Consider the following 23,749-nt stretch of genomic DNA (forward strand, 5'->3'; position numbering starts at 1 on the left):
GGACAGGAGAATATGCTGATTGCACTTTTAAGATATTTGACCGGGTATCTTCGGATACAGATCAGGGGCTATTCACCGGAACGTTTTCTGAATCTATGCAGTCATCATGGAATCTATCTATGGGATCTGATGCCCGCAGACGGGGCATATGAGATGAATATCAGCGTCAAAGGCTTCCGGCGCCTGCGGCCGATCGTCCGCAAGACTCAGATACGGGTTGCGATCAAAGAGCGCCGCGGCCTGCCTTTTTTTTTACACAAATATCGAAAGCGGAAACTATTTTTTGCAGGAGGCGTCCTGTGTCTTGGCGTGATCTATTTTCTCTCCTTTTTTATCTGGAATATTCATATTGAGGGAAATCAGGCACGCACTGACGAGACGATCCTGGAATTTCTGGAAGAGCAGGGAATCACTCACGGCATGCCAAAATCCGGCGTTGACTGTCAGCAGATCGTAAAAGATATCCGAAAAGAATACGACGACATTATCTGGGTCTCCGCGCACATCAAAGGGACGCGGCTTCTGATACAGGTAAAGGAAAACAGCGATACCATTACAGAGCCCGGAGAGGAGGTAAGGGAGGTACAGCCAGTCGATCTGGTCGCCTCGGAAGATGGAGTGATCCTCGAACTGATTACCCGAAAAGGGGTTCCTCAGGTCCATGAAGGTGATGAGGTAAAAAAAGGTGATCTGCTGGTCGCGGGAAATGTTCCCGTCTTAAACGATGCCGGGGAAATCATCGATTATCAATATCATGAGGCAGATGCCAGAATCGTGGCAAAGACGCAGATGACATATCAGGACCTTGTTCCGCTCACCTATGAGAAGAAGAACTGGACCGGGAAGAAGCGCTATCGCTTTTTTCTTTCCACTCCCAAAAAACTGTATAAAATAATCGTGCCTGGGACCTCTTTTCCACATTCCGTGCGGGAGGTACGGCAATTTACGCCCCGAATCGGGGAACATTTCTATCTTCCTTTTACTTTGGGGTGGGAAGTAGTGCGGGAATACAGGCCGGAAGAGAAAAAATACACAGACGACCGTATTCAGGAGCAATTAACCCTGAGATTTCAGAAATTTTGCCAGAATTTAGAGAAAAAAGGGGTTCAAATTTTGCAGAATGATGTTAAAATATACAAGGAGAGCAAGCAGGCATCTGCGAAGGGCATTTTGATTCTTTCACAGGAGATCGGTAAGGCAAGTGCCGCCAACAAGAAGACAGCAGATGTCACAGATGCTAAGGAAGAGCAGGAAGGAAATTAATATATGGGAATTCTGGAAACAGTGATCGAGATACCGGCAGAGCATGAAGGTAATGTATTCGGTCAGTTTGATATGTTCGCGAAGAAGATCGAACGCACCCTCCATGTCACCTTGATCGCCCGCGACGGGCAGGTTAAGATTCTGGGAGATTCGAGGAATGTAGAGCGGGCAAAACGTTCGCTTGAAGCGCTTACAGAGCTTTCAAAAAGAGGAAATGAGATTCAGGAACAGAATGTGGATTATATCCTTTCCCTGAACATGGAAGACAGTACGGAAGATGTGCTGGAGATGGATAAGGATCTCATTTGTCACACCTTGCAGGGGAAACCGATCAAGCCCAAGACGCTGGGGCAGAAAAAATATGTGGATGCGATCCGGGAAGGAATGATCACCTTCGGGCTGGGTCCTGCAGGTACCGGCAAGACTTATCTGGCGATGGCCATGGCGATCACCGCATTTAAGAGAAATGAAGTCGGGCGGATCATTTTGACGCGGCCCGCGATCGAGGCAGGGGAAAAGCTGGGATTCCTCCCCGGCGATCTGCAGAGCAAGATCGATCCTTATCTGCGGCCGCTGTATGATGCACTCTATCAGATCATGGGAGCGGAGAGCTTTATCAAAAATTCAGAAAAAGGACTTATAGAGGTAGCGCCTCTGGCTTATATGAGAGGACGTACACTGGATAACGCCTTCATTATTCTTGATGAGGCACAGAATACGACGCCGGCGCAGATGAAGATGTTCCTGACCCGAATCGGGTTTGGATCCAAGGTCGTCATCACCGGAGACTCCACACAGAAGGACCTCCCGTCCGGGCAGGTATCCGGTTTGGACGTGGCGGTGAATGTAGTGAAGAATATTGAGGGAATTACGATCTGTCGTCTGACCAGCCGCGATGTGGTGCGGCACCCTCTGGTACAGCGGATCGTGAAAGCCTATGAAGAATATGAGCAAAAGAATGAGCAGAAAAAATCCCGGCCAAGGGATAGAAGGAAACGAAACGAACGATGAGACTATTTTTAGAAGAAGAAGGAGAGGTACGGCTTCCTCTCGATACGTTTGAGACAGCGGTGCAGGTGGCGGAGGCGGTACTGGATTATGAAAACTGCCCCTATGAGGCGCAGGTAGAGCTTCTGCTCACTGAAAATGAGGAGATTCGCGAGATGAACCGCGAGTTCCGCCAGATCGATCGGGCGACTGATGTACTGTCATTCCCCATGATCGAGTATGAAAAAGCCGGAGAATTTGCATTTCTGGAGGAAGCGCCGGAATGCTTCGATCCCGACAGCGGCGAACTGATGCTTGGGAATATCGTGATCTCTAAAGAAAAGGTCATCTCCCAGGCTGAGGAATATGGGCACAGCCTGAAACGGGAATATGCATTTTTGATCGCGCACAGTATGCTGCATTTATTAGGGTACGATCATATGGAAGAAGAGGAGCGTGCCGTTATGGAGAAAAAACAGCGGGAGATCTTAGATCGGATCGGGATCACCCGATAAGCGATAGGAGCGAGGTGTTTTATGGCGAAGGAGAAGAAATCGTCCGGCAACAGTTTCCTCATACAGGGAGTCATACTTGCCGCGGCGGGGATTATTACAAAAATCATAGGATTTATTTATCGAATCCCCATGCTCAACTATATGGGGCTGGAGGGACAAGGATATTATGATATTGCCTTCCAGGTCTATACGATCGCACTTACCATTTCCTCTTACAGCCTGCCGCTTGCAGTATCGAAGCTGGTTTCGGCGAGAGTGGCAAAGGGCCAGAGGAAGAATGCTTTTCGTGTATTCAAGGCCGCGATGGTCTTTGCCCTGCTATCGGGTTCTTTCATCGCACTTATTATTTTCTTTGGGGCAGATACCATAGCGACCTATGTGATGGGAGCGAAGCTGAGTTCTTATGCCCTTACGGTACTGGCTCCGGGTCTTCTGATCGTAGCAGTTATGGGCGTTCTCAGAGGTTATTTCCAGGGACAGGGAAGTATGATCCCGACAGCGGTATCCCAGATTCTGGAGCAGATCGTGAATGCGGTAGTCAGCGTGGTGGGAGCTGCCATGCTGATGGAATATGGTAAAAAAATAGCAGAAACGAAGGGCAATGAGCTTCTTGGCTCGGCCTACTCGGCGGCAGGCGGTACCTTAGGCACAGTTGCCGGCGCCCTGATTGGGCTGATCTTTCTGATCGTGACGTACTTATCTTACCAGAAAATACAGAAACGCAGGCTACGCGCAGACAGGTCGCGCAAACGGGAAGAGTACCAGACCATTTTCAAACTTTTGATCATAACGATCATTCCGGTCGTTCTAAGTACAACGGTATATAACATCAGCAATGTAGTGGACAGTGCCATGTTCAATAAGATCATGATCGCCCAGGGTAATACGGAGAAGATGTGCGTCAAATACCTGGGGCAACTGGGACAGTATTACACCTTATTTAATGTGCCGCTTGCCGTGGCAAATGCGCTGGGTTCCTCCATGCTGCCGGGGCTTGTCGGAGCTTACGCGAAGCACGACAGAAAACTGGTACACAACCGCATCTATATGGCCGTGCGTTACACCATGCTGATCGCCATTCCTAGTGCGGTGGGATTCTTTGTACTGGGCAAGCCGATCATGGATTTCATCTGGCCCAATGTGGATAATAGCATGCAGAATATGATCTGGAAGATTGGCGCGATCTCCCTGGTATTCTACTCCTTGTCTACGATTACCAATGCGGTACTGCAGGGACTGAACCGCATGATGAAGCCGGTGAAGAATGCGACTATTTCGCTTGTTCTGCATCTGGTTTCCCTGTTTATCATGCTGGTGGTATTTAAGTGGGGACTGTACGCGATCATTGCCAGCAAGATTGTATTCTCGCTTTGCATGTGCATCATGAATGCGCACGATATCCAGGAAGCCATCGGTTATATACAGGAGAGACAGCGCACCTATGTGATTCCGGGTATCGCGTCGGTGATCATGGGAATTGCCGCTTTTCTGGTACATTTTGTGCTTGACATTTTTATCGGTGGAAGAATTGCAACTCTTGCCGCGCTCATTGTGGCGGTTCTGGTGTTTGCGGTCAGCCTGTTGAAATTAGGCGGGTTATCGGAAGATGAGATTTTGTCTCTGCCAAAGGGCGCCACGCTCGTCGGCATCTGCCGGAAATTCCACCTGATAGATGAAAAAGGATATTATTAGAGGGTTCTATGTATAAACACGCAAAAATCGTCGATACTGTATACAAAAAGGAGTTGTCCTTATGGAGAGAAAATACAGTATCGGTATTTTTGCCGCAGCAATCGTGATCGTGGCTCTGCTGAGCTTCGCATATCAGGCAGAGTACCATTATGATCAGGAACAAATGCAAAAAGAGAGCGAATTAAAGGCTGTGAAAAAAGAAGAAGAGGAAGGATTCGTCACCACGCAGGGAGACGCCATAAAGAAAGAAATTTATTTTCTGAAAGAGCTAAATGGCTATGTTGTCGTATATCTGAGTGATCAAAAGACCGTATTCGAATATACCAACATACCGATATCTGAACTGCCGAACGAATTGGCAGAGGAGATTCATAATGGAAAAGTGATAGACGGGACCGAAAAGTTATATGGTTTTCTGGAAAATTACTCCAGTTGACAGAAGAAGTAGGAAAGGGAACAGAAGATGGACAACAAGACGATTGATCGAATTAACGAATTGTACCGCAAATCCAAAGCGGAAGGATTGACAGAAAAAGAGAAGAAAGAACAGCAGATTCTAAGACGGGAATATGTGGAGGCGTTCAAAGCAAATCTAAGAGGCCAGCTTAACAATATTTCCATTAAGGAAAAGGACGGAAGCATTACGAATCTGGGAGAAAAGTATGGAAACAAAAAAACAAATTAGGGCGGCGGTTCTGCAAAGACGGACGGAGCTGCCCGTTTTTGATGTGGAGGAAAAAAGCCGAAAAATCATCTGCATGATCAAGGAACATTCCTGGTTCCGGGAAGCAGAGCAGGTATTGGTGTATATTGATTTTCGAAAAGAGGTCGTAACCAGGGAACTGATCGAAAGCTGCTGGAGGCAAAAAAAATCGGTCTATGTTCCCAAAGTGAAGGTTCACTTAGGCATGCATGGCAACCGAGATGAACGTCCACTGGACGTTCACTTAAGCATGCATGGCAACAAAAAAGCGATGCAGTTTTATCGGATCATGAGTTGGGAGGACGTCAGGCCGGGCGCGTGGGGAATCCTGGAACCGATCGAAGGACTTGCGGCGTTTTCGGGGCCGCAGGGGGCATCGTGCAGCGATACGCTGATGATTATGCCGGGAGTGGCATTTGATGAAAACCGGAACCGGATCGGTTACGGCGGCGGTTACTATGACCGGTATCTGGAGCAGTATCCATCTATCCACAAAATAGCCGCCGCATTCGAATGTCAGATTGTGAAGAAAGTGCCCGCCGAAGAGACGGATCTGAGGCCGGATTACATTATAACGGAGGAGCGTGTGATTACTCCGGATAAATAAGCTGTTTTTCCGTAATATGCTCCAGTACATTTTTCAGATAGCGTTTGGCCAGGTAGTTTGCCATGGGGAGATTCATATCAAGGTAATTTCCGCAGTCTTTTGCACAGGCACCGGGAACATCTCCCCGGTATTCGGCGATAAAGCGGAACATCTCGGTCATGAGCGGCACGATATCGCGGGATTCGTAGTCACCGGTCAGAAGCAGATAAAAGCCGGTGCGGCATCCCATCGGTCCAAAATACAGAGTTTTGGAGTCATATTCCGGGTGATTCCGAAGGAAGGTGGCTCCCAGATGCTCAATGGTATGAACTTCTGCTGTATTCATGACTGGTTCTTCATTCGGGTTGGTCATGCGAATGTCAAATGTTGTAACAGGAGTCTCGCCCGCGAAATCCTTCCGCGATACATAGAGTCCCGGGATTAATTTGTTGTGGTCAATCGTAAAACTGGTGATTTTCTTCATATTCATTTTCCTTTCTTGTATAACTGATTACGCATCATACGTATGCTTCTTCTTTTTCTGAGATTTATTATATCCGATATCTTTTTTTAGGGCAAGAAGTATGGTATACTTTCTGAGGTTAAAGGGAGAAGCATTTCTGGTTTTATCAGGAAAGCGCTCTGCATTTTGTTGCCATGCATACCTGAAATAAGGTCCAGTGGACCTTATTTTGGTATGAGGTGTCATTTACGGAAAAGAATATTATGAAATACATAGATCAGGAGGAAGAGAAAGATGAGACTATATATCATTCGCCATGGCGAGACCGATTGGAATAAGCTCAGGAGACTGCAGGGACAGGTCGACATTCCGCTCAATGAATTTGGACGGCATCTGGCTAAGGAGACGGCTCTGGCCCTTAGGGACATTCCATTTGATTTTGCCGTTACCAGTCCGCTTAGCCGGGCGAAAGAAACGGCATATCTTGTTCTGGGAGAACGGGACATTCCGGTGCTGGAAGATGCGCGTTTAAAAGAAATGGGATTTGGAGAATATGAGGGCTTGTGCTGCCGCGAGGAAGGCTGGAATATTCCGGATCCGGATTTTCGGAATTTCTTCGATGCCCCGGAGAACTATCAGCCGCCAAAGAACGGGGAATCTTTCATGCAGTTATCTAAGCGGTTGGATTCATTTCTTACTGAGCTTTATCAGAACCCGGATTGCCAGAATAAGACGATTCTGCTTTCCACACATGGAGCCGCACTTTGCGGGATACTCCGGCTCATCAAAGGGAATCCCATCTCGCGTTTCTGGGACGGAGGTGTTCACAGGAACTGCGCGGTCACGATCGTGGACGTAGAAAGAGGAAAACCGCGTATCGTAAAGGAAGCGGTCACTTTCTATCAGGATACGGTAGAAAACTGGTAAACTCGGTAGCAGCTTTATGTAAACGCCTGAATAATGCCGGCAGAAGAGGGAATACTTATTTTATGTCATAAAATAAAGGAGTGGAAAACGATCAATGATTGAATCAGATACAATAAAGCTGCTGCGGGAATGTGACGCCGGTATCAAAATGGGCGTTGCGTCTATCGATGAAGTTTTAGACTATGTACACGACAGCGCGCTTCGGAAGTGCCTTGTAGACTGTAAGAGCAAACACGATAAATTGAAAGAAGAAATTCAAATTCTTTTGGATCAATGCCATGACGATGGCAAAGAGCCAAATCCTATGGCAAAAAGCATGTCATGGCTGAAAACAAATGTGAAGCTGGTCATGAACGAATCAGATGAAACCATTGCTGATTTAATGACAGACGGCTGCAATATGGGAGTCAAATCTCTTCACAAATATTTGAACCAATATAAGGCTGCCGACGAGAAAGCGAAGGATCTTACGAAACGGCTGATTAATCTTGAAGAAAAACTTGCCGTCGATATCCGTCAATTTTTGTAATTGTAAAAAACAACCATTGAACTCCGGATTTTCCTGCGGAAACGGACGTCGATGGTTGTTTTTGCTCTCAAATATATAAGTGAAGGTCTGCCGGAGCCTCCACCGGTCAGTTATTAAATATGTAAAGCTGAGCCTGGTTCGAAGTTATCCTTGCTTACATGACCCACGCCGCACTAATTCGCAGGGAAGCTGAATCTTCAGAGCAGTTCCCAGCTGTTCTTTAATGATGCGGTGCAGGATCGTCGCACCGTAACGTCCCATGTTGTACGCCGGAGCATGGACCGTAGTGAGCGGCGGGGTCGTGAACTGGGCCATGCTGATGTCATCAAATCCAACCACCGACACATCGTCCGGAACAGAATAACCGTTTTCATTCAACGCCTTGAGCGCACCCATGGCAATCGGGTCACTGGCAGCAAAAATGGCCGTGGGAAGCTGACCGCTGTCAATCAGTTCACACATCATCTCATAACCGGAATCAATCCGGAAGCTACCTTCCTTAAGATAAGGTTTGTAACGGACCCCATGTTCCTCGCAGTACTGAATAAACAAGGCTTTCCGATCATCGGAATAAAGCTCTGTCTGTTCCGTATCCAGGTATTCACGGCCGGCGAGGAAGCCGATCTCCTGGTGCCCAAGTCCGGTAAGATACTCCATCACCTGTCTTACAGCACCTTCAAAATCGAGAGTCACGGTTGATACCTGCGGGTGTTCTACCGACATATCAAGAAACAGGGTATTCGCATTCTGTTTTTGGAAGGTCTCCACCTCACTGTGACTGAATTTCCCGATGCAGATGATGCAGTCCGCGTCCTTCAGGGCATCGGCATAGTTGACATCACTTTTGTAAGTACGGATAATCTGGATCTGATTGGCAAGACAGTAGTCCTCGATCCCCTGACGGATCAGAAGATAGTAGCTGTCCTCCAGTTCCTGCTGCGAAGAGAACCACTGAACAATCCCCAGGGTAAATGCAGATTTTACCACTGGCCGCCCCTTTTTCACATAATGAAGTTCCTTTGCCGTATCCAGTACCTTCTGACGCGTCTCCGGTGAAACATTCAAAGTCTCGTCCTGATTTAAAATTCTGGAAACGGCCGCAGCCGATACATTTGCCGCTTTTGCGATATCTTTAATGGTAGCCATCTTACGTCCCCCTTGACTTCTCCATTTATTTACTAATCTTTCGTAATTATAACAGATTCCGACGAAAATGAAAAGTAAATCTGTTTCTCTGTTTTTCACAAAACCCAAATAGTAAATTTGTGCAAAAATTTAGTAAATTGGTGTTGATAATTTACTAAAATTATTGTATGATTAATTTAGCTAAAAAGTCAGGGAAAAAGAGCATAACGAGAGAAATCACTTTTCTTTTTCCAAGCATCGTTGATACCATATATAAACGGAGGTCATAACCATGAGACAGATCACAGAGATTATGAAAGAAATGAAGGCTGGAAGCTTCAGAGATTTACTAAAAGATATTTATGTAGATGAGAGCCGTCTGGATTATCAGGAAGCACGTTATATAAAAGCAATGGAAGAGTACGTAAAGCTTTACGGTGAGCGTGAAGTGGAAATATACAGTGCGCCCGGAAGAAGCGAAGTGGGCGGAAATCACACCGATCATCAGCATGGTATGGTACTTGCCACCTCCATCAATCTGGACGCGATTGCAATCGTGAATAAAAATGAGGACAGCCGTGTGCGGGTCGTATCCCAGGGATACCGCATGATCGAGCTCTCGGCAGACGACCTTCGGCAGAAACCCGAGGATGACGGAACCTCACTTGGGCTGATCCGCGGCGTACTTTCCGGACTTAAGAGTCGCGGATACCAGGTAGGCGGATTTAACGCTTACATCACAAGCGATGTATTAAACGGCGCGGGACTTTCTTCTTCTGCAGCATTTGAGACAATCATCGGAACCATCATTTCCGGACTTTACAACGAGATGAAGATCAGCATGGTAGAGATTGCTCAGGTGGGACAGTACGCAGAGAACGTATTTTTCGGAAAACCCTGTGGACTGATGGACCAGACCGCATGTGCTGTGGGCGGACTGATTCATATTGACTTTGCAGATCCGTCAAAACCGATTGTGGAGAAAGTGGACGTTGATTTTGAGACATACAAATACAGCCTCTGCATCGTAGACACGAAGGGATCCCATAACGATCTGACAGATGATTACGCACAGATTCCTGTTGAGATGAAGCAGGTAGCAGCATTCTTCGGAAAAGAATTCCTGCGCGAGGTAGATGAGAAGGATTTCTTTGCAAGTATTGCGGCTCTGCGCGAAAAGATGGGTGACCGCTGCGTACTGCGTGCCTTACATTTCTTCGGGGACAATGACCGGGTGGCAGCACAGGTAAAGGCTTTAAATGAAGGAAGGTTCCAGGATTTCCTCGGCATGATCCGCGCGTCCGGCGATTCTTCTTACAAATATTTGCAGAATATCTATACCAATAAGGATGAGCGGAACCAGAGCATGTCCATCGCGCTTGCCGTGAGCGAGAGCGTTCTGGCAGATCATGGTGTCTGCCGGGTACACGGAGGCGGATTTGCCGGAACCATCCAGGCATTCGTAGAAAACGATTATGTAGAAATCTACCGTAAGGCCCTGGACGCAGTATTCGGCGCTGGCTCCTGCCACGTGTTGAAGGTTCGGAAATACGGCGGAATGAAGGTAATGTAAGAAAGAGAATAATGTAATCAAGAAAGCGTTCAGATGTGGAGGAGAAGAACATGATAAATGAAGCAATCGCAAAACTGATGCAGTATGGAGTTTCTACCGGACTTGTTGAACCCGAGGACAAGATTTACGTGACCAATCAGGTGCTGGAGATGCTAAAGCTGGAAGAGTACGAAGAACCTGCTAAGTGCCCGGAGTCGGTAGATTTGGAGGAAGTATTAAAAGAAATTACGGATTATGCGGTAGAACAGGGACTCATCGAGGACTCCATCGTTTACCGGGATCTGTTCGACACAAAAATCATGGGAAAACTGGTACCTCTGCCAAGCACAGTCATCTCCACCTTCAATGATTATTACGCAGAAAGTCCGCGCAAGGCGACAGATTATTTTTACAAATTAAGCCAGGACAGCGATTATATCCGCAGATACCGCATCAAACGAGACTTGAAATGGGAAGCGGAAACAGAGTACGGCAATATGGAGATCACGATCAATTTGTCCAAGCCGGAGAAAGATCCCAAAGCGATCGCGGCGGCAAAGAATGCAAAGCAGAGCGGTTATCCCAAATGTCTTCTGTGCAAGGAGAATGAAGGCTATGCCGGAAGAGTCAACCATCCGGCACGCCAGAACCATAGGATCATCCCGGTCGTGATCGCTGAGAAGAACTGGGGATTCCAGTATTCTCCCTATGTATACTACAATGAGCATTGTATCGTATTCAACGGAGAGCATGTACCGATGAAGATCGAGGAGGCAACATTTGCCAAGCTGCTCAATTTCGTGGAGCAGTTCCCGCACTATTTTGTTGGTTCCAATGCAGATCTTCCAATCGTGGGCGGTTCTATTTTGAGCCATGATCATTTCCAGGGGGGACATCATGAATTTGCGATGGCAAAGGCTCCTGTTGCAAGAGAATGTACGATTAATGGATTTAAGGATGTGAAAGCCGGAATCGTGAAATGGCCGATGTCCGTCATTCGTCTTCAAAGCAAGGATACCCAGCGTCTTGTGAAGGCTGCAGCGCACATTCTGGAAGTATGGAGAGGATATACGGATGAAGATGCCTTCATTTTTGCAGAGACTGACGGAGAACCGCACAATACGATCACCCCGATCGCAAGAATGAAAGACGGTATGTTCGAGCTGGATCTGGTGCTTCGGAACAACATTACCACCGAGGAGCATCCGCTTGGCGTTTACCATCCGCATGCACATCTGCATCATATTAAGAAAGAGAATATCGGTCTGATTGAGGTCATGGGTCTTGCCGTACTCCCGGCCCGACTGAAACAGGAGATGGAAGAGCTGGCACAGGCGATCCTTTCCGGTGCAGACATTCGTGCAAATGAGATGCTGGAAAAGCATGCAGACTGGGTGGACGAGTTCCTGCCGAAGTATGAGGGCATTACAGAAGAAAATATAATGGATATCCTCCATAAAGAAATTGGGCTGGTATTCAGCCAGGTTCTGGAAGATGCAGGTGTATATAAGCAGACCGAGGAAGGACAGAAAGCCTTTGACCGGTTCGTGGCAAGTCTGTAATATAGATGTGTGGCAAATGACCAAAAGCCGATTTGATAGCTTTTGGTCATTTTTATATGATTAGACTCTTTTTTCGCTAATAAAAATGTGTTAGAATTTGAACAACACGAATAACAGAGGCGGAGTACAAAATGGAGAAAATATTCATTGTAGAAGATGATGAAATGGTTCGTGACGGAATTGTAGATGCGCTGGGGTTAAGAAACTGGGAAACGGAAACGGCGTCTTCATTCCAGGAAGCCGTCGAGAAAATCAAAGAGAATACTTATATGCTTTACATATTGGATATGAAGCTGCCGGATGGGAACGGGATGACACTTTGCAGGCAGATCAGACGGCTCACGGAAGCGCCGATCCTGTTTTTATCCGCTTATGACAGCGAAGGATATATTGTGGAAGGGTTCGAGGCAGGCGGAGATGATTATGTCATCAAACCTTTTCGCACCTTTGAGCTTCTTGCAAGAATTCAGGCACTTCTGAAACGCGCGAAGAGCCTTGGAGAAAAGAAGGTAAAGATGGGGGTCCGAAGTGGAGATTTCTTTTTGGATCTAAGTAGACAGTGTCTATACAAAAAGGGCATACCGGTGGAACTTACGCTTACGGAATATCGGATTTTGCGTGTTCTTATCACAAAAGCTCCTCAGTTGCTTGAGCGAGCTGCACTGCTTGATATCATCTGGGATTCAAATGAGAACTATGTGGAAGATAATGCGCTATCAGTCTATATCAATAGAATCAGAGGAAAACTCACAGATCACTCAAACGAAGCGCCAATCGAGACCAAACGAGGAGTAGGATACCGCTGGACGTTAGGAACGGAGGACATTTATGAGACCATTTCATAAAAATCGACAATTCAAAATATACGGAAAATGGCTGGCAGTCTTTGCATTTATGTTGACTGCCTTTTTTATATATCAGAACTTCCTGCAAAAAGCATATGCAAGACAGGTCGTTTCATGGATTGGATATTTACAGGAGACAGATATGGAACATGTAGTTTTCTTTACGCCGGACGAAAAGGCTTATGAAGAGGGAAGCCGTCTCATGAGGGAGGCAGGATACGAGGAGACCGGAAAAGCGTATCTTCGCAGCAGCATTGTCAGACATGGACGTACCTTTTTCTGTATAGCTGTTCTCTTCGTGTGTCTTGCAGGTGCCGGAGTGGAACTCTATCTGACCAAAAGAAAAGAGAACGAACTTCTTTTGTATGTGGAACAGGAAAAAGCAGCGGTTTATCAGAAGATGCAGGGACAAAAAGAATATATCCAAAAAGAAAAGGAGAAGATGGGAGTATATATGGAAAATATTTCGCATCAGCTAAAGACACCGCTGACGGGAAGCCTGCTGTGCCTGGAGAATTTGCTCGCGGTGGAGGAGAACGAGAGAAAAAGGGACAAATTGGAGAAATGTATCAGACAATTAAGCTGGATGAAAGAGATGACCATCGTACTATTGCGTCTCGCACAGCTGGACGCCGGAAAAATATGGTTGAAGAGAAAGCGGGAAAATCTTACCTTCCTTCTTAAGGACTGTATTGAAAGAATCCGAATACTGGCAGAGGAAAAGGAGATCACTCTGACTGCCAGATTCGGGCAGGAATATATCCTGTCATGTGATGCGTTCTGGATCAAAGAAGCAGTGGAAAACGTTTTAAAAAATGCGATTACCTTCACCCCGCAAAATGGTGTGATCCGTGTGACTTTAGAGCAGGATGGGAGATACTATGAGATCCGCATCTTTAATAGCGGCAAAAAATTAGATGAGAACGACCGTGAAAGCATCTTTGAACGTTTTTATCAGCGGACTGACAAAAAAGAGAATGGGTTTGGAATCGGACTTCATCTTGCAAGAGAAATCATAAGGCTGCATCAGGGAACCTTGAAAGTCATCGACACTGCGGAAGAGGGAACGACATTTCAGTTCCGAATACCCCAGTTAATCGCAAAAGAGCAATCTTACGAAATCGTAAGCCAGGATTAAGAGAATAGAAAGATACGTTTGGTATAATAGTGCAAACATCTATCATAGAACAAATTCCAATCATAGAATCAGCGTCAATAACAGATGAAACATCCATAAGAAAGGGAAGTCATGGGAACAATCATTCAAATGCAAGATGTGAATAAAAGCTACTCTCTTGGTCAAAAAAGTATACCTGCGTTAAAGCATTTTTTCATAGAAGTAGAAGCCGGGGAATTTGTGGCAGTCATGGGAAGAAGCGGCTCCGGGAAATCTACATTCCTTAGAATTGCGGGGACGCTGGAAAAACCGGATTCAGGAAGCGTGTTCTTAAATGGTAGGGAGATAAGCCATCTTTCGGAACATAAAATCTGCAAGATCCGGCAAAAACAAATCGGGTTCGTGTTTCAGCAATATCAACTGCTCCCGGAATATACGATATGGGATAACATATGTATGCCACTTTACATTTCGCATGAAATACCGGACAAACCGTATTTGCAACAACTGCTTAAAAGAGTACAGCTACTGGACCGGAGACTGGACTATCCGGAGCAGCTTTCAGGCGGAGAGCAGCAACGTGTCGCTATTGCCCGCGCCATGGCGGCAAAGCCTGCAATCCTTCTGGCAGATGAGCCTACCGGGAATCTGGATTATCATACCGGCAAGGAGGTCATGCAGATGCTCTGTGCCTCCAGAGAGATTTACCGGCAGACGATCGTAATGGTAACTCATGACATGGAAAGCGCTAATTATGCGGACCGTATTGTCGTCATAGAAGATGGAAGATTGCAATGAGAAAAGAGAAAAAGATTCATAATATCGAGAGAAATCTTAGCTTCAAGAGACTGAAAAATCAGAAGAAATACAGTATCCAGATTCTCGGAATCGCGATTCTGGCATGTCTCCTTATGCAAATGGGCTTTCAGATGACGACAGGAATTCAGGAGACTTTCCGGGAAAATCGAAAGGAGATTTATGGAGAATGGGAGCGTATTCTTCTTGAGGCAGATTCCAGGGCGGAAACGTCCGTAAAGGAGAATCCTTTTATTGAAAAGCATGGCAGTATGCAGATTTACGGGGTGCTTGCAGGAGATTATTTCGAAAACGAGCAGTCAAATATCGGTACAATCGATGAAGACGCATGGAAGCTTGGAAGGCTGAAGCTGAAAGAGGGAAGTCTACCGAAAAACGAGAATGAGATTGCCATGGAATATAGTATGCTGGCGTCGCTGGGCTATGCGGACAGGCTGGGGGAAGAAATCAGACTCGAAATCATTCCTTCGGTAGAATTCAGCTACAAAGAAGAGCCGGTAGAGCTTACCTATATATTGTGCGGCATCATCAGGGACTATCAGGTCAACTGGGATATCAGTAGCCGGCATCGCCTTCCGGCAGGAGTAGTCACAGCAGAGGGTGGCGAGAGAATCGGGAACGTGCTCGAAAAGCATATGCTGATCAAGGCGAGGGAAGGCAGCGAATCTGTCTACGAAGATCTGGAAAACAGTGAGGAGATTCTTTGCCAAATAGAAGAAAACTTCAGTGATGGAAGTCTGGTGACGGACAATATACCGTTTGAAAAGTTCTTTGACAGTATCCGTCTGTTTATTGCCGGAGCGGCCATCTGTATTTTGGTCATTACAATCTCTCACTCTATCGACGCCAGGGAGAGCTTTTGGAAATTTCTGCATGCGCTTGGGATGGAGAAGAAGCAGATGTACTGCATGATCGCCTGGGAAGCTGGAATCTATTGCGTGGTTTCCATCATGCTTGGCAGCGTAGGGGGAGTTCTCTGCTATAAAGGAGTTTTGCCGGCTTTTGAAAAGATGATAGGAAAGCTGGTGGTAAAACAGATTTCGTATGAGGCAGTTTATTCCGGCATTTTATATAGTGCCCTTGTTATCTGTATCAGCTATTTTTTATCATGCATGAGATTAAATAGAATTTTAAAGGAAGGGGGAGCAAAGAAACCGAAGAAAAGTAACTCCAAAAGGGGAGCACAAATTACAAAATTCACTCCCATTTCCGTAGTACTACATAGATGGAGATATGCAGGCGTTCGGAAAGCATTCCAAATTCTTTTGCTTGCAAGTGTTTTCGTGTTGGCAGGCTACGGATTAATGGAGGCGAAGAAAAAAGAAGATGACCTTAAAATGTTTAAAAAGATGACAGGAAACGGGTATTTTCTTGATACGGAGACGATTGCAAATTCGCCCGGAGTCCGCAAAAAATCGGTGGAGCTGCTTTCGCAGATTGCGGGCGTGGAATCTGTAGAGACCTACAAGACCAACGCTTTTCATTCGTTTACGGTAGACTTGTCAGCATATTCCGGAAATAAATACTTTGAGGAAGTCGTAAATACGGAAAAAATTTACCGGGAAGAAGCGGCAATTGATCATGTGACGTTAACCGTTTTGGGCGTGGATCAGTGGGAAAACCTGGAAAGATTTACGAGAAACTTAGCGGAAGGAAATGTAAGCGAGGAGGATTGTGCAAACGGTGAGTTCTGCATTTTGTCCCTCCCACCGCTTACCAAAACTGAGCAGGGATATTTAGGAAATCCCACAGAAGAGGAATTTCAGGAGTCCTTTCTTATGGAGACAGAAGTAAAAGCCGGCGATATGCTTCGAATTTCTTTCCAAAAATCAGCTCAGACGAAGGAAGAAAAAGAAATCAGGATTGATGGAATATTGCGGACTTCAAAGCTCAGCGATATACGTTCTCCTTATCCCGGTGGTTCCGGAATCCAAGTGATCGTGGGAGATAGATTCTGGGAGAACTATCAGATTTATGATATAAATGAGTATTATCAGGAAGTCAAAATCAATGTTTCAGAGGAAGCCGATGTTTTGGATACAGAAGAACATATTTTGAGGAACCTGAAAAGAATAGGTACCGTTAATCTTAAAAATTACCATCAGGAATATGTGCAAAGGCAAAGGGAACTATATTCGTTTGTAGGAATGTATGGTATTGTTGCATTATTCTATTCGATTATGGTATTTATTGTTCTGTATCAAATGCTGGAAGCAGAAGCATATGAGAGAAGGAAAAGCATGGAAATTTTTAGGGCTCTTGGGATGGAAGAGAGGTTCCTTGTGAAGATGAGAAGAGTAGAGGTCATACTTATGAGTAGTCTTTCCATAATAGGAGGAACTGTTATATTGTGTGGCTGCTATCTGATGAAAATGAGATAATAAAGGAGAGTAATACGTTATGAAGAAAAGAATAAGTGCATTGGTAATGGTTATATTATTAAGCTTATGTTTAGGAACAATGTTTGTGTCAGCGGCAGAAGTTACTCCTCGTGGGAGAACCTGTACGTGTGGTGGTGGTCTCTATCCTAAGAGCACCTCTTATAGTGCATGGGCAACGTATGGCTCAGTAAAGTGTGAAAAGAACAATAATTACTATGATTCGAAGCAGAAGCGTTCTGTTTACACAACATACCGGTGCAACCGTTGCGGATATGAAGTAACTTTAACTACAACGCAATACAGAACATTATGTACACATTAATATTTTAAAATAACTGTTTTAATTATTTCCGAGAAACGGGCAGCATAAGGCTTGAATGTGAGATTTTAAGTAGTTACAAAATCAAACTCCGGCTTTAGTTGACAAAAAAAGACCGAACAATATCTTATTCCGGTATTGTTCGGTCTTTCATAATGTTTTATGCAAGAAGTAATATTAAAGGGTCTCACTGATCCGACGTGCCACATGAATCCCGCTTGCGGAGGCGTGGGAGAGGGAGTGGGTGACTCCGCTGCCATCGCCGATCACATACAGCCCTTTATGCTTCGTCTCCAGATTCTGATCGAGTTCGACCTCCATATTGTAGAATTTGACCTCCATGCCATAAAGAAGCGTGTCGTCATTGGCTGTGCCCGGTGCGATCTTATCAAGGGCGTGGATCATCTCCACGATTCCGTCCAGGATCCGTTTGGGAAGTACCAGACTTAAATCTCCGGGAGTTGCGGCCAGGGTAGGACGGACCGTGCCTTCCTCGATTCGTTTCTGGTTGCTTCTTCGGCCTCTCTCCAGATCACCGAACCGCTGAACGATGACGCCGCCGCCAAGCATATTGGAGAGGCGGGCAATGCTCTCACCATATTCGTTACTGTCCTTAAACGGCTCCGAGAAATGTTTGGCTACCAGAAGGGCAAAGTTGGTGTTTTCCGTTTTCTTCGAAGCGTCCTCGAAGCTGTGGCCGTTCACGGTAATGATGCCGTTAGTGTTCTCATTTACCACGATGCCGTTCGGGTTCATACAGAAGGTGCGGACGTTGTCCTCGAATTTCTCCGTCCGGTAAACGATCTTGCTCTCGTAAAGCTCGTCGGTCAGGTGAGCGAAAATAACAGCCGGGAGCTCCACACGGACCCCGATATCCACACGGTTGGATTTGGTGGGAATGGAAAGCTCCTGACAGACCTTCTCCATCCATTTGCTTCCGCTTCGCCCCACGGATATGACACAGTTTGTGCAATCCGCAGATTCGTTCTTGTAGTGGATACGGTAGCCGTCATCCAAGATTTCTACCTTATCGATCGGTGTGTTAAAATAAAAATCTACCTTATCCTTCAGCTCTGCATAGAGATTTTCCAGCACAACATAGTTGATATCTGTACCAAGATGACGGACAGACGCATCCAAAAGTTTCAATTTGTTCTGAATGCACAGCTTTTTGAACTCTGACCCCGCCGTGGAATACATTTTTGTCTGCGCACCGCCGTGTGAAACGTTAATCTCATCTACATATTCCATGAGACGGGTCGCTTTTTCCTTCCCAATGTATTCGTACAGAGTTCCTCCAAAATCATTGGTAATGTTGTATTTCCCGTCGGAAAATGCGCCGGCACCGCCGAAGCCGCTCATGATCGCGCAGGTCTTACACTTGATACAGGATTTTACCTTGTCGCCGTCGATAGGGCAGCGGCGCTTTTCCAAAGGATATCCGGCCTCATAGACTGCGATTTTCAGTTCCGGTCTTGTCTTTGCTAGCTCGTAAGCAGAAAAGATTCCTCCGGGGCCGGCTCCAATAATGATTACATCATACTTCATCTTCATTTCCTCCAAAATTCTAATTATCTTCACCCTGCATAGTGTAGGTCTGTCGTTTTCTTGCCATCTCGTCGCTTGCCAGATATTCATCATACGTAGTGATCTTGTCGATCATCTTGCCGCCCGGCATGATCTCCATGATTCGATTTGCCGTCGTCTCCACAATCTGATGGTCGCGGGAAGCGAAAAGGAGCACGCCCGGGAATTTCTTCATACCGTTATTGAGGGCGGTGATGGCTTCCATGTCCAGGTGGTCCGTAGGCTCGTCGAGAATCAGCACATTGGCTCCGGAGATCATCATCTTGGACAGAAGACAGCGCACCTTCTCACCACCGGAGAGAACCTTCACCTTCTTGACGCCGTCCTCGCCGCCAAAGAGCATACGTCCTAAAAATCCCCGCACATAGGTCACGTCTTTTTCTTCGGAATACTGGGTCAGCCATTCCACGATCGTATCTTCGTTGTCAAATTCCCTGCCGCTGTCTTTCGGGAAATACGCCTGGGTCGTAGTGACGCCCCATTTATACGTTCCGGCATCCGGCTCCATCTCTCCGGACAGAATCTGGAAGAGGGTGGTCTTGGCAAATTCATTTCCGCCTACGAAGGCTACTTTATCATCCCGGTTCAGGGTAAAGGAGATATCATCTAAAACCTTGACTCCGTCGATGGTCTTGGTGATTCCCTCCACCGTCAGAACTTCGTTGCCGATCTCACGGTTCGGTTTGAAGTCGATATAGGGGTATTTCCGGCTGGACGGACGAATCTCTTCGAGCTGAATCTTCTCCAGTGCACGCTTCCTTGAGGTCGCCTGACGGGATTTGGACGCGTTGGCGCTGAATCGTGAAATAAACTCCTGCAGCTCCTTGATCTTTTCTTCTTTTTTCTTGTTCGCTTCCTTCATCTGGCGAATCAGAAGCTGACTGGACTCATACCAGAAATCATAGTTTCCGGCGTAGAGCTGGATTTTGCCATAGTCGATATCTGCGATCTGGGTGCAGACCTTATTTAGGAAATAACGGTCATGGGAGACCACGATCACGGTGTTGTTGAAGCCGATCAGGAATTCTTCCAGCCAGGCGATGGCGTCCATATCCAAATGGTTGGTCGGCTCGTCAAGAAGCAGGATATCCGGGTTGCCGAAAAGCGCCTGTGCGAGCAGGACCTTGACCTTCTGCGCACCGCTTAAGTCCTTCATCAGTGCATAGTGAAGCTCCGTCTCAATTCCCAGACCGTTTAAGAGGGAAGCGGCGTCAGACTCTGCCTCCCAGCCGTCCATCGTGGCGAATTCAGCCTCCAGCTCACTGGCGCGGATTCCGTCCTCATCGGTAAAATCCTCTTTGGCGTAAATTGCTTCTTTCTCCTTCATAATCTCATAAAGGCGGGCATTTCCCATAATAACGGTGTCCAGTACCGGGAACTGGTCATATTTGAAATGATCCTGCTGAAGGAAAGACAGACGCTCTCCCGGAGTGATGATGACCTCGCCGGAGGTCGGCTCAAGCTGTCCGGACAGGATCTTCAAAAAGGTAGACTTGCCGGCACCGTTGGCGCCGATCATGCCGTAACAGTTTCCTTCTGTAAATTTAATGTTTACATCTTCAAATAATGCCTTTTTTCCTACGCGGAGGGTAACGTTACTTGTACTGATCATACAGATTTCTCTCCTTTTTATAAATGATTCTTATTCGTTGCCAAGTATACCTGAGTGAACGTCCGGTGGACGTTCATCTCAGTTTTCTGTTTCCATATACTTTGTAGTCAGCTACAAACCCTATCTATGGTAACATGGCTTTCCAAATTACGCAAGACAAGGAACGTATTTTGTGCTATACTAAATCTGCCAGGGGGGAAATTTACCGGACAAGGCACTTATGAGACGCTTTGCCGGGATATGGAAGGATTCAGAAAGGAGCGATTTTTTGATTACAGCAGGCTTAATACTTGAAGGAGGAGCGACCAGGGGTGTGTTCACCTCCGGTGTTCTGGATTACCTTATGGAAAAAGATATTTATCTCTCCCACGTGATCGGCGTATCGGCCGGTTCCTGCAACGCCGTGGACTATGTGTCAAAGCAGATCGGGCGTACCCGCGACTGCATGATTACTCAGGGAGAAGAATATAACTATTACTATGGATTAAAGGATTTTGTGCGGAACAGAAGTGTCCTGGATATGGACACGATCTTTGATAAATTTCCGAATGAATTGATTCCCTTCGATTACGACACCTATTTTGCGTCGGAAATCACCTGTGAGATTGTTGCGACGAACTGCCTCACAGGAAAAGCGGAATATTTGACGGAGAATCATGACAGGGAGAGGCTGATGCGGATCTGCCGGGCAAGCAGCAGTATGCCGCTGGTGTGTCCCATCGTGAATCTGGATAAGACACCTTATCTGGACGGCGGACTGGCGGATTCCATACCGGTGAGAAGGGCATTGAAGCTGGGACTTGAAAAGAACGTGGTCGTTCTCACAAGGCCCCGCGGTTACCGGAAAAAGCCGGTCTCGAAACCGCTGGCGAGAATGTACAGGAGACTGTATGGCAAATATCCGGAGCTGGTACGGATCTGTATTCAGAGGAACCGCATTTACAACCGGACAATGGAATTGATCGAGAAGCTGGAAGCACAGGGGAAGATTTATGTGATCCGCCCCGAAGTAAAGCCGGTCTCAAGGCTGGAAAAAGACCAGCACAAGCTGATGGCCTTTTATCACCATGGCTATGAGCTGATGGAAAAACAGCTTCCGGATATGATGAAATACCTGGGTGTTGAAGAAGAAAATAAGACAGCCAATGAAGTTCGAAATGCGTAAGAACCCACAGATAGCATGGGGCAAAGGCATTTTGACTTAGATAGCAGAAATACAATAGAGTAAAGGAGGAGGAATCATGTATCTGTATGAACACACTATCACGACCAAATCTGCCCAGCAGATGTCAAAGGTGACCAATATGATCCGGGAGGACATCGCCAGGAGCGGAGTAAAGGACGGTATCGTTGTTGTGTTCTCACCGCATACGACGGCAGGATTTACGATCAATGAGAATGCTGATCCTGATGTGGTGCACGACATGCTTTTAGGCTTTGAGGAGGTATTTCCGACAAGACAGCCATTTTATCAGCATATGGAAGGCAATTCCCATGCGCATATGAAGACGACTATGGTGGGACCGTCTCAGACTTTGATCTTAAAAGACGGGCAGATTTTATTTGGAATCTGGCAGGATCTGTATTTCTGCGAGTTTGACGGACCGCGGAACCGCCACTTCTATGTGAAGATTCTGGAGGGATAGCGGATGATGGATTATGATTCCCTGATGGAATTCATGAAACTGGCTGAACAGTTAAAATGCAATACGCGGCATTCTTTTACTTCGAGCGGGCGTCCTGAGAGTGTGGCAGAGCATTGCTGGCGGCTGATGTTGTTTGCCTGGCTGATGAAAGAAGAATTTCCTCAACTTCATATGAAGCGGGTCCTGGAATTGTGCCTGTTTCATGATATGGGCGAAGCGATCACAGGGGATGTCCCCTGTTTTGAAAAGGGTGAGAAGGAACAGAACATCGAACAGATGGCGATAAGCAGACTTCCCGAAAAAGTACCGGAGCCTTACCGAAGTCAGATGGCAGACATTTTCCGTGAGATTGAGGAAAACCGCACGCCGGAAGCACAGCTTTTGCAGGCCCTTGACAAAATGGAAGCGGTAATCCAGCACAATGAGGCGGATATTTCCACATGGCTTCCACTGGAATATGATCTGCAGCTTCAGTATGGTCAGAAACAGGCGGACGCATTTGCCTATACCAGAGGCCTGCGTGACCGCATTTACGCAGATTCCGTCGAAAAAATAGAAAAAGAAAGTGGAAGGAAACTTGAAAAAGAGGAAGGCTTTTAGTCCCTTCCTCCTTTTTTCTGCATCAACTGCACCATCTGGACCATACGGTCAATCTGGTCTTTCTCTTCTTTCGATTTTCCTTCTTTTAAAATGTCGAGTATCAACGTTATTTCCTCCGATGTAAAACGAATTCCTTTTTTATTGGCTCCCGTGATCAGGGACATCATGACCGGTGCCAGGCTCTTGCCGCTTTTCCCTCGGGTCTGACTGGCCGCCATCCGGATCAGTTCCAGCTTCACCGGATCCAGATCCGCCAGGTGCGGGTTGTTCATCCATTCGTTCATATTCGGTTCTCCCTTCTGAATTTCTATTCGAATTCTTATCATTTGGCATTTTTTTCGGGATATTCGGCGTCATTTGATTTACATTTTCCCCGAATCGTGTGGCGTCGCTCGTATTTGCCAAATCTTGCATAGTATCGGTTATATTTCCCATGCTCTGCATCATATCGCCCATACTTCCCATACCCTGCATCATATCGCCCATATTTCCCATGCCTTGCATCATATCGTCCATATTTCCCATACTTTGCATCATCTCCATCATACTCATGGCCTGACGGACATTTTCGACCGAGGATGCGACGTCCGGAGAAAGATAGGGCGCAAGGTCTTCGGTGAAGGAATCCATATCAAGCTTTTTTTGCCGCAGCCGCCTTCTGCGGCTATCATGATAAGGAGGTCGGAAACAGGCTATGGCATTCTGAAGTTCCGTAAATTTGGCGTAAATGCCCGCCATACGCTGTAGATGGGGTGGCAGATAGGGAATCATGAGCTTCATTGTCTGAAGCATTTCATTGGTCACCATTTGATCAAATGGTGTCATTACAGGCGGTTTTTTCTCCATATATGCTCCCATCATACAGCGTTATAAATATATATGAAGCCGGGCGCTGATTTATGAAAACCGCATATGATAAAAA

Annotated in this window: 24 protein-coding genes; 18 read left to right on the top strand and 6 right to left on the bottom strand. The window is 46.4% G+C overall.

Annotation, left to right across the window (positions count from 1 at the left end; all coding sequences use genetic code 11):
• The first annotated feature begins 12 nt into the window (after positions 1–12).
• The 7 genes from ABXS75_11435 (at position 13) to ABXS75_11465 (ending at position 5,767) form a co-directional block, all read left to right on the top strand.
• Positions 13–1,263 (top strand): sporulation protein YqfD, encoded by a 1,251-nt coding sequence (locus ABXS75_11435; protein XCP83690.1) that lies wholly within the window; start codon positions 13–15, stop codon positions 1,261–1,263.
• A 3-nt stretch (positions 1,264–1,266) separates the two neighbouring features.
• The gene (locus ABXS75_11440) at positions 1,267–2,274 is read left to right on the top strand and encodes a PhoH family protein (GenBank protein ID XCP83691.1); all 1,008 of its coding nucleotides are present in this window, start codon (positions 1,267–1,269) and stop codon (positions 2,272–2,274) included.
• Positions 2,271–2,765, top strand: a complete 495-nt coding sequence (gene ybeY, locus ABXS75_11445; protein ID XCP83692.1) for an rRNA maturation RNase YbeY — start codon at positions 2,271–2,273, stop codon at positions 2,763–2,765. The genes ABXS75_11440 and ybeY overlap by 4 nt, the downstream gene beginning before the upstream one ends.
• Positions 2,766–2,786: 21 nt before the next feature.
• On the top strand, positions 2,787–4,457 hold the full coding sequence (locus ABXS75_11450; protein XCP83693.1) for a polysaccharide biosynthesis protein: 1,671 nt from the start codon (positions 2,787–2,789) through the stop codon (positions 4,455–4,457).
• A gap of 61 nt (positions 4,458–4,518) precedes the next feature.
• Positions 4,519–4,893, top strand: a complete 375-nt coding sequence (locus ABXS75_11455) for a hypothetical protein (GenBank protein ID XCP83694.1) — start codon at positions 4,519–4,521, stop codon at positions 4,891–4,893.
• A 27-nt stretch (positions 4,894–4,920) separates the two neighbouring features.
• Positions 4,921–5,142 carry a DUF896 domain-containing protein gene (locus ABXS75_11460; protein ID XCP83695.1) on the top strand — a complete coding sequence of 74 codons (222 nt, stop codon included), beginning with the start codon at positions 4,921–4,923 and terminating at the stop codon, positions 5,140–5,142.
• Positions 5,120–5,767 carry a 5-formyltetrahydrofolate cyclo-ligase gene (locus tag ABXS75_11465; protein XCP83696.1) on the top strand — a complete coding sequence of 216 codons (648 nt, stop codon included), beginning with the start codon at positions 5,120–5,122 and terminating at the stop codon, positions 5,765–5,767. The genes ABXS75_11460 and ABXS75_11465 overlap by 23 nt, the downstream gene beginning before the upstream one ends.
• Here the strand turns inward: ABXS75_11465 and ABXS75_11470 are convergent.
• A complete protein-coding gene (locus tag ABXS75_11470) occupies positions 5,751–6,230 on the bottom strand; it encodes an S-ribosylhomocysteine lyase (protein XCP83697.1) in 480 nt (159 codons plus the stop codon). The genes ABXS75_11465 and ABXS75_11470 overlap by 17 nt on opposite strands.
• A gap of 273 nt (positions 6,231–6,503) precedes the next feature.
• Between ABXS75_11470 and ABXS75_11475 the strand changes: the two genes are divergently transcribed.
• A complete protein-coding gene (locus ABXS75_11475; GenBank protein ID XCP83698.1) occupies positions 6,504–7,136 on the top strand; it encodes a histidine phosphatase family protein in 633 nt (210 codons plus the stop codon).
• A gap of 94 nt (positions 7,137–7,230) precedes the next feature.
• Entirely contained in the window at positions 7,231–7,665 is a 435-nt protein-coding gene (locus ABXS75_11480; protein ID XCP83699.1) for a hypothetical protein, read from the top strand.
• 144 nt (positions 7,666–7,809) lie between these two features.
• Here ABXS75_11480 and ABXS75_11485 read toward each other — a convergent pair whose 3' ends face one another.
• The gene (locus ABXS75_11485; GenBank protein ID XCP83700.1) at positions 7,810–8,811 is read right to left on the bottom strand and encodes a LacI family DNA-binding transcriptional regulator; all 1,002 of its coding nucleotides are present in this window, start codon (positions 8,809–8,811) and stop codon (positions 7,810–7,812) included.
• A 271-nt stretch (positions 8,812–9,082) separates the two neighbouring features.
• Here ABXS75_11485 and ABXS75_11490 point away from each other — a divergent pair, with 271 nt between their 5' ends.
• From ABXS75_11490 to ABXS75_11515, 6 genes are all read left to right on the top strand, one after another.
• Positions 9,083–10,363 carry a galactokinase family protein gene (locus ABXS75_11490; GenBank protein XCP83701.1) on the top strand — a complete coding sequence of 427 codons (1,281 nt, stop codon included), beginning with the start codon at positions 9,083–9,085 and terminating at the stop codon, positions 10,361–10,363.
• A gap of 50 nt (positions 10,364–10,413) precedes the next feature.
• Positions 10,414–11,904 (top strand): UDP-glucose--hexose-1-phosphate uridylyltransferase, encoded by a 1,491-nt coding sequence (gene galT / locus ABXS75_11495; GenBank protein ID XCP83702.1) that lies wholly within the window; start codon positions 10,414–10,416, stop codon positions 11,902–11,904.
• Positions 11,905–12,035: 131 nt separating this feature from the next.
• Complete coding sequence (locus ABXS75_11500) at positions 12,036–12,749, top strand: response regulator transcription factor (protein XCP83703.1); 714 nt, start codon at positions 12,036–12,038, stop codon at positions 12,747–12,749.
• Between the two features lie 142 nt (positions 12,750–12,891).
• A complete protein-coding gene (locus ABXS75_11505) occupies positions 12,892–13,887 on the top strand; it encodes a HAMP domain-containing sensor histidine kinase (GenBank protein XCP83704.1) in 996 nt (331 codons plus the stop codon).
• Between the two features lie 111 nt (positions 13,888–13,998).
• Complete coding sequence (locus ABXS75_11510; protein ID XCP83705.1) at positions 13,999–14,664, top strand: ABC transporter ATP-binding protein; 666 nt, start codon at positions 13,999–14,001, stop codon at positions 14,662–14,664.
• Positions 14,661–17,063 (top strand): ABC transporter permease, encoded by a 2,403-nt coding sequence (locus ABXS75_11515; protein ID XCP83706.1) that lies wholly within the window; start codon positions 14,661–14,663, stop codon positions 17,061–17,063. The genes ABXS75_11510 and ABXS75_11515 overlap by 4 nt, the downstream gene beginning before the upstream one ends.
• Positions 17,064–17,559: 496 nt before the next feature.
• On the opposite strand, the gene ABXS75_11520 is transcribed toward ABXS75_11515, so the two are convergent.
• Together ABXS75_11520 and ABXS75_11525 are read right to left on the bottom strand one after the other, a co-directional pair.
• Complete coding sequence (locus ABXS75_11520) at positions 17,560–18,930, bottom strand: FAD-dependent protein (GenBank protein XCP83707.1); 1,371 nt, start codon at positions 18,928–18,930, stop codon at positions 17,560–17,562.
• 19 nt (positions 18,931–18,949) lie between these two features.
• The gene (locus ABXS75_11525; protein ID XCP83708.1) at positions 18,950–20,581 is read right to left on the bottom strand and encodes an ATP-binding cassette domain-containing protein; all 1,632 of its coding nucleotides are present in this window, start codon (positions 20,579–20,581) and stop codon (positions 18,950–18,952) included.
• 268 nt (positions 20,582–20,849) lie between these two features.
• On the opposite strand from ABXS75_11525, the gene ABXS75_11530 reads away from it, so the two are divergent.
• From ABXS75_11530 to ABXS75_11540, 3 genes are all read left to right on the top strand, one after another.
• Entirely contained in the window at positions 20,850–21,746 is an 897-nt protein-coding gene (locus tag ABXS75_11530) for a patatin family protein (GenBank protein XCP83709.1), read from the top strand.
• 76 nt (positions 21,747–21,822) lie between these two features.
• Positions 21,823–22,227, top strand: coding sequence for a secondary thiamine-phosphate synthase enzyme YjbQ (locus ABXS75_11535; protein XCP83710.1), 405 nt, complete (start codon positions 21,823–21,825; stop codon positions 22,225–22,227).
• Positions 22,228–22,230: 3 nt separating this feature from the next.
• The gene (locus tag ABXS75_11540; GenBank protein XCP83711.1) at positions 22,231–22,827 is read left to right on the top strand and encodes an HD domain-containing protein; all 597 of its coding nucleotides are present in this window, start codon (positions 22,231–22,233) and stop codon (positions 22,825–22,827) included.
• On the opposite strand, the gene ABXS75_11545 is transcribed toward ABXS75_11540, so the two are convergent.
• Both ABXS75_11545 and ABXS75_11550 read right to left on the bottom strand, forming a co-directional pair.
• Complete coding sequence (locus ABXS75_11545; protein XCP87144.1) at positions 22,824–23,045, bottom strand: hypothetical protein; 222 nt, start codon at positions 23,043–23,045, stop codon at positions 22,824–22,826. The two genes, ABXS75_11540 and ABXS75_11545, sit on opposite strands and share 4 nt — an antisense overlap.
• Positions 22,966–23,673, bottom strand: coding sequence for a hypothetical protein (locus ABXS75_11550; protein ID XCP87212.1), 708 nt, complete (start codon positions 23,671–23,673; stop codon positions 22,966–22,968). The genes ABXS75_11545 and ABXS75_11550 overlap by 80 nt, the downstream gene beginning before the upstream one ends.
• Between the last annotated feature and the right edge of the window lie 76 nt (positions 23,674–23,749).

The organism is Roseburia hominis (assembly GCA_040702975.1).
GTDB classification, from domain to species: domain Bacteria; phylum Bacillota; class Clostridia; order Lachnospirales; family Lachnospiraceae; genus Allocoprococcus; species Allocoprococcus hominis_A.

Excerpts from the sequence above, each read along its gene's own strand:
- ABXS75_11475 (XCP83698.1), top strand. The coding sequence starts at position 6,504 with ATGAGACTATATATCATTCGCCATGGCGAGACCGATTGGAATAAGCTC.
- ABXS75_11465 (XCP83696.1), top strand. The coding sequence starts at position 5,120 with ATGGAAACAAAAAAACAAATTAGGGCGGCGGTTCTGCAAAGACGGACG.
- ybeY (XCP83692.1), top strand. The coding sequence starts at position 2,271 with ATGAGACTATTTTTAGAAGAAGAAGGAGAGGTACGGCTTCCTCTCGAT.
- ABXS75_11535 (XCP83710.1), top strand. The coding sequence starts at position 21,823 with ATGTATCTGTATGAACACACTATCACGACCAAATCTGCCCAGCAGATG.
- ABXS75_11480 (XCP83699.1), top strand. The coding sequence starts at position 7,231 with ATGATTGAATCAGATACAATAAAGCTGCTGCGGGAATGTGACGCCGGT.
- ABXS75_11435 (XCP83690.1), top strand. The coding sequence starts at position 13 with ATGCTGATTGCACTTTTAAGATATTTGACCGGGTATCTTCGGATACAG.
- ABXS75_11460 (XCP83695.1), top strand. The coding sequence starts at position 4,921 with ATGGACAACAAGACGATTGATCGAATTAACGAATTGTACCGCAAATCC.
- ABXS75_11455 (XCP83694.1), top strand. The coding sequence starts at position 4,519 with ATGGAGAGAAAATACAGTATCGGTATTTTTGCCGCAGCAATCGTGATC.
- ABXS75_11525 (XCP83708.1), bottom strand. The coding sequence starts at position 20,581 with ATGATCAGTACAAGTAACGTTACCCTCCGCGTAGGAAAAAAGGCATTA.
- ABXS75_11500 (XCP83703.1), top strand. The coding sequence starts at position 12,036 with ATGGAGAAAATATTCATTGTAGAAGATGATGAAATGGTTCGTGACGGA.
- ABXS75_11505 (XCP83704.1), top strand. The coding sequence starts at position 12,892 with ATGGAACATGTAGTTTTCTTTACGCCGGACGAAAAGGCTTATGAAGAG.
- ABXS75_11490 (XCP83701.1), top strand. The coding sequence starts at position 9,083 with ATGAGACAGATCACAGAGATTATGAAAGAAATGAAGGCTGGAAGCTTC.
- ABXS75_11545 (XCP87144.1), bottom strand. The coding sequence starts at position 23,045 with ATGGCGGCCAGTCAGACCCGAGGGAAAAGCGGCAAGAGCCTGGCACCG.
- ABXS75_11515 (XCP83706.1), top strand. The coding sequence starts at position 14,661 with ATGAGAAAAGAGAAAAAGATTCATAATATCGAGAGAAATCTTAGCTTC.
- galT (XCP83702.1), top strand. The coding sequence starts at position 10,414 with ATGATAAATGAAGCAATCGCAAAACTGATGCAGTATGGAGTTTCTACC.
- ABXS75_11450 (XCP83693.1), top strand. The coding sequence starts at position 2,787 with ATGGCGAAGGAGAAGAAATCGTCCGGCAACAGTTTCCTCATACAGGGA.
- ABXS75_11540 (XCP83711.1), top strand. The coding sequence starts at position 22,231 with ATGATGGATTATGATTCCCTGATGGAATTCATGAAACTGGCTGAACAG.
- ABXS75_11520 (XCP83707.1), bottom strand. The coding sequence starts at position 18,930 with ATGAAGTATGATGTAATCATTATTGGAGCCGGCCCCGGAGGAATCTTT.
- ABXS75_11485 (XCP83700.1), bottom strand. The coding sequence starts at position 8,811 with ATGGCTACCATTAAAGATATCGCAAAAGCGGCAAATGTATCGGCTGCG.
- ABXS75_11550 (XCP87212.1), bottom strand. The coding sequence starts at position 23,673 with ATGGAGAAAAAACCGCCTGTAATGACACCATTTGATCAAATGGTGACC.
- ABXS75_11510 (XCP83705.1), top strand. The coding sequence starts at position 13,999 with ATGGGAACAATCATTCAAATGCAAGATGTGAATAAAAGCTACTCTCTT.
- ABXS75_11440 (XCP83691.1), top strand. The coding sequence starts at position 1,267 with ATGGGAATTCTGGAAACAGTGATCGAGATACCGGCAGAGCATGAAGGT.
- ABXS75_11470 (XCP83697.1), bottom strand. The coding sequence starts at position 6,230 with ATGAAGAAAATCACCAGTTTTACGATTGACCACAACAAATTAATCCCG.